Annotated in this window: 11 protein-coding genes; 6 read left to right on the forward strand and 5 right to left on the reverse strand. The window is 45.5% G+C overall.

The features are described from left to right. Window positions 1-22: 22 nt before the first annotated feature. Complete coding sequence (locus tag Q1A69_RS04605) at window positions 23-1,051, forward strand: glycosyltransferase family 1 protein (protein ID WP_299581789.1); 1,029 nt, start codon at window positions 23-25, stop codon at window positions 1,049-1,051. Window positions 1,052-1,094: 43 nt separating this feature from the next. Here Q1A69_RS04605 and Q1A69_RS04610 read toward each other — a convergent pair whose 3' ends face one another. Continuing rightward, on the reverse strand, window positions 1,095-1,949 hold the full coding sequence (locus Q1A69_RS04610) for an alpha/beta hydrolase (RefSeq protein WP_299581792.1): 855 nt from the start codon (window positions 1,947-1,949) through the stop codon (window positions 1,095-1,097). Between the two features lie 168 nt (window positions 1,950-2,117). Here Q1A69_RS04610 and Q1A69_RS04615 point away from each other — a divergent pair, with 168 nt between their 5' ends. From Q1A69_RS04615 to Q1A69_RS04635, 5 genes are all read left to right on the forward strand, one after another. Next, complete coding sequence (locus Q1A69_RS04615) at window positions 2,118-4,142, forward strand: thioredoxin family protein (protein ID WP_299581795.1); 2,025 nt, start codon at window positions 2,118-2,120, stop codon at window positions 4,140-4,142. A gap of 84 nt (window positions 4,143-4,226) precedes the next feature. Beyond that, window positions 4,227-4,733, forward strand: a complete 507-nt coding sequence (locus Q1A69_RS04620; protein ID WP_299581798.1) for a protein disulfide oxidoreductase — start codon at window positions 4,227-4,229, stop codon at window positions 4,731-4,733. A 230-nt stretch (window positions 4,734-4,963) separates the two neighbouring features. Next, the gene (locus tag Q1A69_RS04625) at window positions 4,964-5,782 is read left to right on the forward strand and encodes an MBL fold metallo-hydrolase (RefSeq protein WP_299581801.1); all 819 of its coding nucleotides are present in this window, start codon (window positions 4,964-4,966) and stop codon (window positions 5,780-5,782) included. Between the two features lie 98 nt (window positions 5,783-5,880). Continuing rightward, window positions 5,881-6,594, forward strand: coding sequence for an aspartate/glutamate racemase family protein (locus Q1A69_RS04630; protein WP_299581803.1), 714 nt, complete (start codon window positions 5,881-5,883; stop codon window positions 6,592-6,594). 499 nt (window positions 6,595-7,093) lie between these two features. Then, window positions 7,094-9,616 (forward strand): TonB-dependent receptor, encoded by a 2,523-nt coding sequence (locus Q1A69_RS04635; protein ID WP_299581806.1) that lies wholly within the window; start codon window positions 7,094-7,096, stop codon window positions 9,614-9,616. 100 nt (window positions 9,617-9,716) lie between these two features. Here Q1A69_RS04635 and Q1A69_RS04640 read toward each other — a convergent pair whose 3' ends face one another. Genes Q1A69_RS04640 through nuoL form a run of 4 tightly spaced genes read right to left on the reverse strand, consistent with a single transcriptional unit; the run spans window position 9,717 to window position 15,221 of the window. Further along, window positions 9,717-10,241 carry a hypothetical protein gene (locus tag Q1A69_RS04640; RefSeq protein WP_299581809.1) on the reverse strand — a complete coding sequence of 175 codons (525 nt, stop codon included), beginning with the start codon at window positions 10,239-10,241 and terminating at the stop codon, window positions 9,717-9,719. Window positions 10,242-10,255: 14 nt separating this feature from the next. Further along, entirely contained in the window at window positions 10,256-11,797 is a 1,542-nt protein-coding gene (locus Q1A69_RS04645; protein WP_299581812.1) for an NADH-quinone oxidoreductase subunit N, read from the reverse strand. After that, entirely contained in the window at window positions 11,794-13,386 is a 1,593-nt protein-coding gene (locus Q1A69_RS04650) for an NADH-quinone oxidoreductase subunit M (RefSeq protein WP_299581815.1), read from the reverse strand. Before Q1A69_RS04650 ends, Q1A69_RS04645 begins: the two co-directional genes overlap by 4 nt. After that, complete coding sequence (nuoL, locus tag Q1A69_RS04655; protein ID WP_299581818.1) at window positions 13,383-15,221, reverse strand: NADH-quinone oxidoreductase subunit L; 1,839 nt, start codon at window positions 15,219-15,221, stop codon at window positions 13,383-13,385. The genes Q1A69_RS04650 and nuoL overlap by 4 nt, the downstream gene beginning before the upstream one ends. Window position 15,222: the final 1 nt, after the last annotated feature.

Raw genomic sequence — 15,222 nt, forward strand, 5'->3', positions numbered from 1 at the left:
AAGTGGATAGAGATTTCCAGGTATGAAGATATTGATTGCTACAGATACCTATCCAAAGCAGCTGAATGGTGTGTCAAGGGTTCTTGAGAAAACGATGAAAGAACTAGCTGTGCGGGGGCACCAGGTTAAACTTGTATCAGTAGATGAATTTTTCTCTATTCCCTTGCCGGGCTATCGAGAGATTCGTGTTGCCATATTTCCAGGATCACGGCTCACACGTATTGTTGATGATTTTGCCCCAGATGCGATTCATATTATGACAGAGGGGCCTATTGGCTTTGCAATGCAAGGCTATTGTAAAAAGCGGGAGTTGAAATTCACCACCTCCTGGCTTTCCAGATTGTCGGAGTATGCTTCCCTTCGCTATAAAATCCCGGTCAATTGGTTGCACAAGCTATTGGTTAAGTTTCATCAGGCTGCATCTCAAACCATGGTGACAACAGAGAGTATGGAGAATGAAGCAAGAGCTCTCGGTATTGAAAGGGTTGTTCGTTGGCGGCGAGGGGTCGAGTTAGATAAATTTCATCCTATTAAAACAGATGTTTTTTCCGGTTTGCCTAGACCGATCATGTTGAACGTTGGTCGCGTTGCTGTAGAAAAATCTCTGGATAGATTTTTATCGATCAATACTCCTGGCACCAAAGTAATTGTTGGCGATGGACCTCAGTTGGGTGATCTGAAGAATAAATTTCCAGAGGTGATTTACCTTGGTGTCAAAGAGGGTAAGGCGCTGACCGAGTGCTATAGCGGAGCTGATGTATTTGTTTTTCCATCATTAACCGATACTTTCGGTTTGGTGAATTTAGAAGCGCTTGCTTGTGGGCTACCTATAGCCGCCTATCCCGTAACGGGGCCTAGGGATATTATTGGTGATGCCCCTGTAGGCGCTATGGATAAGAATTTAGCCGTAGCTATTCAGCGAGCTCTTTTGTACAACTCGGATGACTGCATTGCTCGAGCAAAAACATTTTCCTGGGATATAGCCACTGATGACTTTCTTTCTAATTTGGTGCCCATCAGCGTGGGGCAACCAGTCTCAGCTGAATATTAGGTATGCTGGGGCTAGAGGGGAGAGATGGATCCAGAAGTAACTCTTATATTACTGAGCTTAGTAGCTCGGACCAGTTATCCCGATTTAGGAATCCATAGTGGCCGGCTTTAGGCCAAGTATGTGTAGTACAGAGTGGGAGCATCTTGGCAAGATGCAGGGGCATTTTATAATCAAGGATATCGTCAGCATCTCCAAAAAAAATTTCAACCGGAATCTGGATGGCGTTAGGCTCAAAACCCCAATCCCAAAGCGCCATAATCATCTCGTAAAGTCCTTCTCCCTTTTGGTTCATGCCGGTGCTGAAAGATGCTTTGAACATTGCTGTGAAACTGGGGTCTCCCAATAGAGTAGCGGCATCCGAGGGATCTTCACGCGCAGTTTGCTGAATAAAGCGATTAATATCATTTCTGGCGCTTTTGGAGGCTACTTTACAAATCCAATTGATCAGAAAGGGAATTCTGTGCAGTCTTGCTATCAGTTTTAGATCGCGGTTCTTCAATAAAGCGGCAATTCCCGCTTTGCCCAATGGAGCAACAGGGGAAGCAAGGGATATCTTATGAACTCTATCAGGCAAATGATAAGCCACAGAAAGCGCGTGGGGTGCTCCGCCAGAGTGTCCTAGCAAAGAGAAATAATCCAGCGCTAGGTGATTTGCTAATTCTTCCATATCCTTACCCCAGTCAACCATTTTTCGCCCCCTTTTTGGGGATGAACCGCCGACTCCGGGTTGATCGGCAGCTATCATTTTAACGCCAAGAGCCGTAGTGAGTGTGTTGTCGGGATTTCGTATTAATCTTGAATCAGAGAAGCCATGATTAAATATCACCGGAAATCCAGTGGGATCGCCGTAGATGTCGTATCGGAGATGGCGTCCATCTTTAAGTGTCAGCGTGGGCATACGGAAGATAATATTTGATTATATATTAATGATCTAAAGTGGTTATCTCGGAGTATAGTGTTGATATCTCCCTGGTAATAAATTCTTGGTTTACAGCGTTTAGGCATCGCAGGAGGTTCTAGGTATCTCGAAATTGCGCAAAGGCTCTTCAGCCTCAAGGAAAATCGTGTGTATAACATCAAGTTTTTCTTGAAGATAGCCTTTACATTGTTGGCTTTTTACTGGAGCTCCTTCACTTATGCACAGGAGGTGGTAACTGCCGATCATGTGCAGATACGCTGGTTGGCGCCTTCCAGTTTTGCACGAGAATCTACCGAAAAAATTGGCCTCTATTTTATCGTAGAGTCAGGGTGGCATGTATATTGGCGAAACCCAGGCGATTCGGGTGCGGCACCCCAGTTTGTAATTGAGGAAGTGGGGGCAAGCGCTGGGCCAATAGAGTGGCCCTTCCCCACTCGAATTAAAATAGAGCACCTCACTAATTTGGGTTATGAGGGAAATGTAGCTTATCTGTTTGATTTGACGCCCAAGCCGGGTAGGGAACAAGTCTTACTGAGCGTTGATATTGAATGGTTGGTGTGCAAAATCGAATGCATACCTGGTTTTGGGTCAATGACATTGGCGCGCCCTGTAGGAGGTCAGTCTGAATGGTCTCCCGAAGACTTGAAGATACGGAATTATTTTGCTCAACGAGTGCCATCCTCGGAAGAAAGTAGTCCCTGGAGGCTTGGCAATCTGGCAGCTCAAGGAAACAAACGCATCCGGTTGTTCATCGAGTCTGTAGAGTTAGATAAGCCAGCGGAAGTTTTTCCTGTCGATGGAAAAGTATTCTCGGCTGCCAAGCCGGTCCTGCAAAGAGATGATAAGTCTTTGATCTATGTCTTTGCGCGCCTACCGGACTCAACCTTACCAAAGACGGCTAGCTTCGTATTAAGTGATGGAAATCGCGCCTGGCAATTAAATCAAGTACCGTTTTCAAGCCCTTTATCCGAGGCACAGTGGAGGCCATTGTGGTTAATTATTCTTACGGCATTCGCTGGAGGCGTGCTTTTAAATCTGATGCCTTGTGTTTTCCCTGTACTCTCTATCAAGTTACTAGGACTGATCGGCGAGGGGGGGAATACCGGAACGCGACTGCGTGAAGGGATGTTATATGCCTCTGGAGTTATTTTTACCTTTACGCTCCTAGGTTTAATACTCTTAATCCTGCGTGCGGGAGGGGCCTCTATTGGCTGGGGGTTTCAATTGCAGTCACCCGCAGTGGTAATGAGTCTGATTGTATTGTTCTGGGTGATGGCCATGTCTTTTCACGGTGTCTTTGAATTTGGTAATCACCTGGTAAAAGTAGCCGGCCTTAGTCGAGGAGGAACCTTCGGCACCGGTGCGCTAGCGGTGTTCGTTGCGGCGCCCTGTACCGGGCCATTTATGGGGGTCGCTCTTGGCAGTGCAACTGTATTGCCCCCCATAGAGGCAATACTTATTTTTATTTGCATGGGGCTAGGTTTGGCGGCCCCATTTGTTATTCTTTGCGCAAGTCCCCCTCTCCTGGATCGGCTCCCATCACCAGGACCATGGATGGACAAACTTCGCCAACTATTGGCATTTCCCCTCTACGCCACAGTCATTTGGCTTCTTTGGATTTTTGGGCGCATGGAAGGGGAAGAGGGTTGGTTGCTGGGCACCTCCATGGTACTGCTGGTAACCGTCGCACTCTGGATGATCCGTAATTACACAGGTTTTGTTAGGGCCATTTCATGGGGGCTCTTGTTACTTAGCCTACCTGCTGGATTTTTGATCTTAGAAAGAAATGAACAGCAAACTATATCGGCCTCTATCGGCTGGCAGAAGTATGATCCGACATTACTCAAACAAGCGCAAAAGGAAAAACGCTCTGTTTTTATCGACTATACAGCGGCTTGGTGTGTTACCTGCCAGGTAAATAAGCGGCGAGTACTGGATAAGGAAACCGTTTTACAGCTCTTTAAAGATAATAACGTTTTGCTCTTGCGAGCCGATTGGACTCGTGACGACCCACAAATTACCGAGTCTCTAGCCGCCTTGGGGAGAAATTCAATACCGGTTTATGCCTGGTATCCTGGTGGAGCCAAAGATCCGGAAATATTGCCGCAGATATTACAGGAATACATGATAGCTGATTTATTTGATGGTAGAAATACGTCAAATAAAGAGTAGGGGTTCGGTAATGAAAAGCTTGCAGGGATACTATTTTTGATAAGATTTTCAGGGTTAAATGCAATATAAAGGGAGGAGGTGTTAGTGGTGCAAATCCACTGGTATCGGATGTCAGTAAAAACATTGGTATTTACTATGCTGGCTATTATGGTGATGGCATCGGTCGCCTATTATCAGCAACGGGATGTTCCAAAAGAAAAGGCTCCAGGGTTAAAAGGCCATACATTAAATGGCAATTTTCTGGATCTTAAGCAGATGATTAAACAGGGACCTGTCCTTATATATTTTTGGGGGTCCTGGTGTCCTTACTGCCGGATAGTATCACCTAAAATATCTGAGCTGGCACGGGATTATCAGGTAATAGGAGTCGCTATGCAGTCGGGAGAAGAGCGGGTAGTGAAGGAGTATATGCAAAAGCATAATTTGAAGTTCCCAACCATTAATGATCCCCAGAGTAGAATTAGTACACTTTGGGGAGTTAGAGTCACACCAACAATGATTATTGTCGGCAGTGATGGAAGGGTCGCATGGGTTACGAGTGGTGCCACGTCTAAAATTGGGTTAAAAATGCGCCTGGAGTTGACAGAATAGAGTATTCATTGAGCTGGAAGTTTTCAGGTTGCTTGACCTTGGGTCACGAATGTTGTCGGCGCCAGTTATAGACCTTTCGACCTACCCGATTAATAAAGCTCTGTGTACTATGTCGAGAATGTCACTTTATTAATCGGAATGAACAGATATTTATGGTCGCTGATCCTGGGAGCTAACTATCTTAGAGCTTTAGTCTTATTGATTATTCGATTTTAAGTGTTGGAGGATGTGTGTCGGTCATTGACTCATTTGACTATAAAGATCTCGATGCGCAGAGGGTTGGTAGGTTTGACTTTGGAATCAACACTACATTTATTGTTTATCGTTTAAAAGACACTATTGTTGATACCGGTCCTAGTAATCAGTGGAAATACATCAAGTGGTTTGTAAGAAATAAGCCCTTTAAGCAGCTTTTACTAACGCATCACCATGAAGACCATAGTGGTAATGCCGGTTCCATTTATAAGTTAACGGGCATTCAACCCCGGGCCCCGAAAGCAACAGTTGAAATTCTTAAACGGGGCTTCCATATATCGCCATTGCAGCGCTTGATATGGGGTGCGGCGGGTCTGGCCGAAGCTGCGGTATTACCCAAGGATTTACGTATTGCCGGTGAAAAAGTGATCGCCATTTCTGCTCCAGGGCATGCTAAAGATATGACCTGTTACTTAATGGAGAACAGAGGTTGGATTTTTACAGCAGATCTCTATGTTGCCAGCCATCTGAAAATGCTGCGTAAAGATGAGAGTATTCCAATCTTAATGCAGAGTATACGTAGGGTACTTGAGTATGATTTTGAACTTATCCTTTGTCCACACCGGGGCATGGTGGAGAATGGAAAAAAGCGGCTTCAGGATAAGTACGATTACCTACTTAATTTATCCAGCTCCGCTCAGGAGTTAGGGAGGCAGGGAATTTCCCTTAAGGAAATTACTCGTCGTCTACTCGGTAGAGAGAATATGATGGCGCTCCTTTCAGGCTATAACTTTAGTAAAAAAAATCTGATTGCATCCTGTATGGCCCTAGATTCCACTGAATCGATTGAGTAAGCATATGCTCTCGATTGTCGATCGTTTAAGGAAGGTTGTATCCCTCCATAAATTGACATAGCTTAAGTGCTCATTTTTTGAAGTCATGTGAGGGATCCATGAAAAAGGTGGGATTATTGGGGGGGATGAGTTGGGAGAGTACACAACTTTATTATAAGTTGATTAACCAGGGAGTTAATCGCTATCTCGGTGGTCTCCATTCTGCAGAGATTATTTTATACAGTGTAGACTTTGCCCGTGTGGAAAAGCTGCAGAAAAATGGCGACTGGCAAGAGGCTGGGCAGCTTCTGGCTGAGGCGGCCAGGTGCCTGGAATCGGCCGGTGCGGACTGTATTCTCATCTGCACAAATACTATGCATAAAGTGGCTAAATCAGTAGTTATGTCAGTAGATATCCCTCTCCTACATATCGCCGACGCTGTAGCAGAAATTTTGTTAAATAAAAAAATTACTAAAGTTGGCTTGTTGGGAACCGCTTTCACAATGGAACAAGACTTCTATCGGGAGTACATACAGGATAAATATGGGGTAACCGTTATCGTGCCCGATTCCCCTGATAGGGCCGCTGTTCATAAAATAATCTTTGAAGAGTTATGTAAGGGGGTATTGCTGGATTCATCCAGGGAGTTGTATTTACAGGTTATTGATCGACTTTCAGCACAAGGAGCAGAGGCGGTAATCTTGGGGTGCACAGAGATTGGTTTGTTGGTTTCTCAAGACAATGTGACGGTTCCACTTCTGGATACAACCCAAATACATGCGAGTAAAGCTGTGAAATATGCACTTAGCGACAGTCAGACGTTTTCTACTTGATCCTCATTGTGCAATGTGGATGAGGTTCAAAATTAGCTGGTAGAGGCTCCTTTCTATAATGCCGTTTATTTAGGATGAACTGTTTTATTTTGGGTGAAATTTCAGTTAGTATTCATTATATGGCCGGATTTATTAAATTATATTTATTCCGGCTTCCTTCCTCTCTATTCACTTTTTTCTGGTTTGGTCCAAATTACCTTAGTGTCACAAATGGCATTATTTTCTAGTTAGACATGATTTAAATTATCAATATCTGTTATTTAGGTATTTTAATTTTTCATTTTTAGTGGCATTTTCTACCTGTGTCACGCTTCTTGCAGTGATTGTGAACGAGGATAATCTTCATTCGAATTCTTCAACTCAAAGAGTGAATTATTCGAACTATAACGATCAATTATTGGGTGGGTACTTGTGTGTGTTACATAGGTTTTCCACACTGATGGAACTTGGTCTATTTGGCTTGGAAGATAAAACCAATAATCAACAGGGTAGCTATTTCATGACAGAAAATAAGAAGCGCTGGCTCGCGGCCTGTGGCGCTCCATCGCTATTGGCAATGACCATTGCCGCTGTATCCAGCCCTGCGGTTGCTGAGGATGCACTTCTGGAGGAAGTCATCACCATCGGTACCCGTGTCGAAGGGCGCTCTGCTACAGACTCCTCAGCGCCGATCGACATTGTTACCGGTGACGAATTTGTCAATCAGGGCGATGGTGATCTCAACAATTTGCTGCGCAATGTGGTGCCTTCCTACAATGTGAATGCTAAACCGATTTCGGATGCAGCATCGATTGTGCGCCCGGCGAACCTACGTGGCCTGCCACCTGATAGCACTCTGGTTCTGGTAAACGGCAAGCGCCGTCACCGTGCTTCAGTGATCTCTTTCCTGGGTAGTGGTGTTTCGGATGGTGCCCAGGGGCCGGATATTTCCGCTATCCCAGCGATAGCGTTGAAGCAGGTTGAAGTTCTTCGCGATGGCGCCGCAGCACAGTACGGCTCCGATGCGATCGCCGGTGTCATTAACTTCCAGCTCAAAGATGCCGCCGAGGGTGGCACTGTCGAAGTGAAGCATGCCACCACTGCCGAGGGCGATGGTGACCAGAGTATGGTTGCCGCCAACTTTGGCCTGCCGCTGACCGATTCCGGCTTCATCAACTTCAGCATGGAGTATCGTGAACAGGACTCCACCAGCCGCAGTACCCAACGGGATGACGCCGCGCAGTTGATTGCCGATGGTAATAGCTCTATTGCCAGTCCCGCTCAAGTTTGGGGGCAGCCGGAAGTGAATGATGACACCAAGTTCTTTGTCAACAGTGCCATTGAACTGAGCGATGCCCTTGAACTATATGCTTTTGGTAACTATGCGAGCCGCTCTACCGATGGGGGATTCTATTTCCGTAACCCTGAAGATAGGGCAGGGGTCTTTACCTATGAGGAGAAGTATGATTCAAATGGAGATGGGGTTAAGGATAAAAAACTGATCTACCCCTTGATTGGTGATTTAGATCCCAGTAATGGTATTGATAATTGCAAGAACGTCAGTGTCTCAGAAGCTCGCGATCTCGATGAGTGTTTCTCCTTCACCGAGATGTTTCCCGGCGGCTTTACCCCTCGCTTTGGTGGTGATCTGGAAGACTACTCCATATTTTTCGGTTTGCGTGGTGAGCTTTCCAATGGTATTGGCTACGATGTGAGCGCCAGTAGAGGGCAGAACAAGGTAGATTTCCATATCTACAATACTGTAAATGCCACTATGGGCCCGAATACGCCTACCAGCTTTAGTCCTGGTGGTTATGCGCAAACCGAAACCAATTTTAATATTGACCTGACCAAGGCTACTGAGATTTCCGGCAAGACATTGTATATGGCCGGTGGTTTCGAGTGGCGAGAGGAAGAGTTCGAAATCAATATGGGGGATGAGGCCTCCTGGACGCTTGGGCCTTTGACTGAGCAGGGCTTTATTATTGGCTCTAATGGTTTCGCGGGATTTGGACCGGAAGTCGTCGGTACTTTTGATCGCGATAATATTGCCCTCTATACCGATTTTGAGTTGGAAGCGACCGATAATTTGCGCTTGGGTGCAGCAATTCGTTGGGAAGACTTCTCCGATTTTGGTGATACCTCTAACTTTAAGTTATCGGGTCACTATGTAGTAAACGATAGGTTGGCTCTGCGCTCCACAATCAGCACAGGTTTCCGCGCACCCACGCCAGCTCAGTCAAATATTAGTAATGTGACGACAGCCTTTACCAATGGTCAGCTGGAAAATCTCGGTACTATCCCACCAACTAACCCAATTGCCCAGTTGAAAGGTGGTAAGCAATTACAGCCTGAAGAGTCAGAAAGCTTTACTATTGGTGCCATCATTGCTGCTGGAGATTGGGATATTACCCTCGACTACTTCCAGATTGCGGTAAGCGATCGAATTACCCAGTCAGCGGATCAGCTACTGAGTGATGCCGAGCGCGCGCAGTTGGTGGCTGATGGTATCAGTGGGGCGGATTCTCTGTCGTACTTCCGGTTCTACACCAATGATTTCGACACTAAAACTCAAGGAATCGATTTGGTCGCAACCTATCCATTGGGTGATGCTACAGACCTGAGTTTCGCTGCCAACTGGACAGATACCGAGGTTACGGACTTTAATCCAGACACCATGGATGATATGCGTCATCAACAACTGGAGGATGGTCTTCCCAATATTCGCGGCAATGCCACGGTCTCCCATGCCGGTGATGGCTGGCGCGGGTTGGTGCGTCTGAACTATTACGGTAGTTACTGGGAAGCGCACCTGGACGATTACAGCTTGCCTATCGATGCTGGTGATGAGTGGACAGTGGACATTGAAGGGGCTTACGACTTTAGTGATTCCTTGTCACTGATCGCTGGGGCTGAGAACCTGTTTAATAACTACCCAGACAAAAACCCCTGGTCCGGTGTTGCAGGCGCTGAATACCCAGAGACTGCACCCATGGGCTTTAATGGTGCGCTCTACTATCTCCGTGCACAATATGAGTTTTGACGGTTAAAGTAGCATCTGGGCATGATGTTTGGTTTTGAGTGACTTTGTCACCTGAAGCCAGGGCCCCAAGAAAAGCCCGCAAATTATGCGGGCTTTTCTTTTACATGTCCCAAAGGGAGTTGGTGGCCATTGATAAAGTAATACGCTCTTTGTCCTGAATTTGCTTCAGATCCTCGAAGACTTCTTTGACTTCCATAGACTCTATCGCACCATATACGGCTTCATACAGGCTTGAAAAGTAGCGGTCTACTTCACGTCCTAATTTGTTGATTTCTTTGATCGTGGGAGGATTGCTTAGCGATAGCTTCCGAATAAAGTCATCAGCACTTTCTTCATGAGTATATTGTAACCAGGTCCCCATGACCTTTTGCCGGACAATTTCTCCGTAGTTTGATAAATTTCTTGCCATCCGACGTTCGTGTTCCAACATATGTTGTAAGAGTAGCTGAGTTCGGTAATCCTCAGACTCATCATGTAAATCCTCATAAAGGTCAGCCATATCGAGATGAAATTTTTTTGCATCTCGAATGATTTCAAATGCCTGCTTGAAGGTTTTCATATTTTGCCCTTTGGTACCTAGTAAATGTAATTGGGCAGAAAAACAGGTCGTATATTTTGCGGCCATACCCTAATTTATCTTTATAGTGCATTTATCCAGTTGATCAAGATTTGAGGGAATATTCCAAATAATAATAGTGCTCCAGTCAAGGTTGCTATTAAAAATTGTCCAGAGGTTGCAATTACTAGAGTGCCATTACTGTTGGTTTCGGCAGTTTCATTGCGCTGTACCATGATAAGTAGCAGGCGTAGGTAGTAAAAAAGCCCCAGTGCACTCCCGACCACAACACCACCTAAAAGTATCCACATTTGCCCTTCGACCCCCGCTGTGAACACATAAAATTTACCAATAAAACCTATGGTTAATGGGATTCCTGCAAGTGAAAGAAGCATGGCGGCAAAACAGCTAGCTAGCCAGGGTGAGCGCCATAGAAGTCCGCGGTAAAATTCACGATGGTAGGGGTTTTTTGCGTCTATTAGAAATTCTTGAGGATGTTTTCCGCTAAGCATATTCTCTTCGTTTGCATCAGCTACTAATCCTACAACTGCGAAACCCCCTAACGTAGTAACAATATAAGCTACCAAGTAATAGATGACAGCCTCCGTACCAAAGGTACTTTTACCAATAAGAAACGCCACAATCAAATAACCAATATGACTAATAGACGAGTAGGCTAAAAGACGCTTTATATTGGCCTGCATTAGTGCTAAAAGATTTCCCACTAACATGCTGGCTATCGCTGCGATAGCCAGCATATCAATTAACACCTCGCTCCCAAAGAGATCCAGTGTGTTAAAAAATCGGAGCAAAAATCCTATCACTGCTCCTTTGCCGACAGTTGCAATCAAGGCGGTTGTAGGTGTTGGCGCCCCTTGGTAAACATCTGGAGTCCATATATGAAAGGGAACTAGAGATAATTTAAAGGCAACAGAAATTAGCAGTAAAGTGATCCCGGTTGCAAATAAAGTAGAGCTTTGAGAAAGCTCTGTCATCCTCGAAGCTATGGCATTAAAGTCGAGCGATCCGCTTGCACTATAGATTAGTGCGATACCAAACAAACCAAGGGCTGTGGATAATGCCGAGAGGATCAAATATTTAATGGCAGATTCAAGGGACTGTAACTGCTCCGACTTGGGTGAAATTTCCCCTGTCACTGCAAACCCCAGCATTGGGTAAAGCGCTAAGCTGATTAGCTCTAATCCAAGAAAAAAAGTAGCAAAGTGGTTGGCGAAAATAAGCGTGCTAGCCCCCAGCATTGCGAGTAACAATAGGATATAAAATTCCTCGGGATAACTAGCTGAGACTCCTCTCGGATCGCAGCGCAGGCGAAGATAGTTGAATCCCATGATGCTGATGGCAACGGCAGTTAGAAAAAGTAATAGACAGAAGAATAAAGAGGTATGGTCAACAAGTAATAAGGCTGTGACTTGTATAGAGCTAACGTCTCCTAGCAAGTTACCTGTTACCCAGAAGCAAGAGATAATTGCTAACAATAAAGTCAGTATAGTGGTTGCCAATGCTCCGCGATGGCCTCTCCAAAAAGATACCTGTAATAACAAAATAACAATGCCGGCACTTATTATCAGTAGTGGCAGTATTGCTAAGAGTTCCTGCGCGCTCATGGAGTATTATCCTCTATAGAGGTGGGCTCAACCCTGGATGAGTGGACCTGTAAAGGTGAAATCTTGGGGGGGAACTTCTGAAAGCTCAATGCAGACTCAATTTTATTAACGGACATTTGCACGGTCTTATCAGAAATATTGAAAATGGGTTGTGGGTGTAACCCGATAAGTACGAGCAATGCGGCAACCACAAGCAGTGCGCCTGTTTCCCGCACGTTGAGATCTGCTGTGTTGCTCTCTTGGATAGGCTTCTCCAATCGTTTGTTAAGCTTACCAAAGAAGACTCTTTGCATCATAATAAGAGCATAGAGCGCAGCTCCAATAAGGCCGATAGCCGCGAGAGCTGTAAGCCAATGATTGCTGCGGAAACTTCCGACGAGCACCGTAAACTCGGCAACAAAATTACCGAGTCCAGGCAGGCCGAGGGATGCCACTGCAAAAAAAAGAGCGACGGCCGATAGCTTGGGTAGCTTGGACCAAACCCCTCCCAGTTGTTGCATGTCTCTGGTATGGAGGCGGTGCTGTAAAGCACCTACGAGTGCAAATAAAGCGGCAGTACTCAGTCCGTGCGCAATCATTTGCATAACAGCACCCTGTATGGCAATTGTGTCCAGCGCATAGAGGCCAAGTAATACAAATCCCATATGACTAACACTGGAGTAAGCTACCAGGCGCTTCATGTCATTTTGTGCAAAGGCTAGCATTGCACCGTAAATAACACTGAGTGCACCAATGGTCATTGCAACGGGGGCGAATAATATGGAACTCTCAGGAAATAGCGGTAAATTGAAACGTAATAGGCCGTAAGCCCCTGTTTTAAGAAGAATTGCCGCGAGTAGGATGCTGCCCGCTGTTGGAGCCTGTGTGTGAGCATCTGGTAACCAGGTATGGAAAGGTAATGCTGGGAGTTTGACAATAAATGCGATAAAGAAACCAAGCATTAACCAGTAGGCAATGTCAGAGGGTACCTGGGCCTCTAATAATATATTATAATTGAAGGTCAACTGTCCGGAATTTATGTAGTGAATATAGGCTAAGCCCACAATTGCGATAAGCATCAACAGACTACTTGCCTGTGTGAAAATGAAGAACTTGATCGCAGCGTAGATACGTCGTTCATAGCCCCAAACGGCAATAAGAAAAAGCATGGGAATTAGCATGACTTCCCAGAAAAAGAAAAATAAAAAAAGATCGATAGCGGTAAAAACCCCTGCAACACCAGCCAGAGTCCATAAGTAATTGAAGTAGAAAAACCCTCGGCGAAACTGGATGTCATTCCAGGTCATAATAAGCCCGAAAATTCCCATCGCAATGGTCAAAGAAAGCATTAAAAAGCTTAGCCCGTCAATAGCGAGATAAAAGTCGATGCCAAACCTGGGGATCCATGGTATTTTCAAGCTATCCCACCAAGTATTATCAGTTATAGCTTCTGTTGAAGTGATAAATGATGAATAGTTTGTGAGAAGTACAGTTGTAAATAAAAGGCTAATTAGGCTTATCCAGCGCCCCCCGGCTTGAAAATAACGCTCTGCTAGCCAAGCGAGTAGGCCGCCTGCAAACAGTATAATAATGATTGCTAGAAGGGTCATAGAGCCACCAGAAGTGCCAGGAATAGGACGGAACCTACGGCAAAAGTAGCCAGATACCAGCGCACCTGACCATTTTGCGAGGAGCTGAGTAGAGCGTTCAACTGCCGGCTCAGCGCAGCAGTACCTTTGTATAGGTTGTCGATAATATCGTTGTGATTAATCTTGGCCAGTGATTTAAAAGGTTTTACCAACAGATGCTCGTAGAGCCAGTCAAATCCCCATCCGGAGAACCAAAATTGCATAATAGACGAACGTTTCTCGCCAGATTTTTTTTGGTAAATAAATAGCTTCCAGGCGATGGCAAGACCAATTAATGGCATCGCAATAGCGACACCCTCAATCCAGGCTGAGTGATCCTCATCGGGGCGACTGCCAAATACTGCCTGTAGCGGTGGTGCTAATAGGCCACCAATCATTGCCAGTAATGCGAGAATACAAAGAGGTATAGTCATCACAGGTGTATTGGCATCGTTACAGTGTGATGAGGCTGATCCCTCTCGGCCTAGAAACACCAAAAATAATACACGGAAACTATAGATTCCAGTGACTAACGCTCCGAGTATTCCTGCGAGCCATAAAATGTTGATACCCTGGTGAAATTCCCAAGCGCTCAATAAGATATGATCTTTACTATAAAAGCCCGATGTAAAGGGTAGGGCTGCCAAGCAGGCGCAGCCAATGGTAAAGCATATAAAGGTCAGTGGAATTTTTCGGTAGAGCCCGCCCATTGAAAAAATATTCTGCTCGTGATGCAGGCTCAAGATGACAGAGCCGGCTGAAAGAAAGAGTAGGGCCTTAAAAAATGCATGGGTTATTAAATGAAAGATTGCTCCAGACCATGCACCCACCCCTAAAGCCAGAAACATATAGCCGATTTGGCTGATTGTGGAATATGCGAGAACCCTTTTAATATCGCTCTGTGCTATTGCACTAAAACCAGCCAATAATAGTGTGAGAGCGCCCACAAATGCCACCGTGGTCATAGCCGTTTCTGATAAAAGATACAAGGGGTGCATACGTGCAATTAGGTATACGCCTGCGGTGACCATGGTAGCAGCATGAATCAAGGCGCTTACTGGTGTTGGGCCTGCCATAGCATCTGGAAGCCAGGTCTGTAGAGGTAGTTGTGCTGATTTTCCTACGGCCCCACCGAGTAATAGTAGGCAGGCGACTGTGACTACTTCGTTATTAATATCAGGGCCATCGATCGCAGCGGTAAGTTGTGGAATATTCAGGGTGGAAAATTCATAGAAAAGTAAGAATAGACCTATGGCCATCGCGGTATCGCCAATACGGGTGACGATAAACGCTTTTTGAGCAGCAGCACCATTGGCTGGTTCTTTATACCAGAAACCAATTAATAAGTAGCTGCAAAGTCCAACACCCTCCCAGCCCAAATAAAGTAAGACAAGATTATCAGCCATCACCAGAATTAACATGGCGCATACAAATAGATTGAGATAGGCAAAATATCGGCGAAAATCCGCATCTTCTCGCATATACCCCACTGAATATAAGTGAATCAGGAAGCCGACTCCGGTGATGACCATCAGCATTACCAGAGTCAGCCAGTCAATATAAAAATTAAAGCCCAGCTCTAGGTTATCTACGAGCATCCACTGCCAGAGTGCGATATTGACAATCTCAGATGGGTTTTTCCAGAAAACAGATATTGCCACAATTGCGGTAAATAGGGCGGCAATACCGATGCTGCCTACACCAATGCAGGCGACTGTTCTTTGTGATGGTTCGTGCCGATTAAAGAGTGGAAAAGCAACCAATGTCAGGAAGCCAATCAGCGGTAGAAGCGGTACCCAAGCCAAAAGCCCCTGCATA

This window comes from uncultured Microbulbifer sp. (assembly GCF_947498635.1).
GTDB lineage: Bacteria > Pseudomonadota > Gammaproteobacteria > Pseudomonadales > Cellvibrionaceae > Microbulbifer > Microbulbifer echini.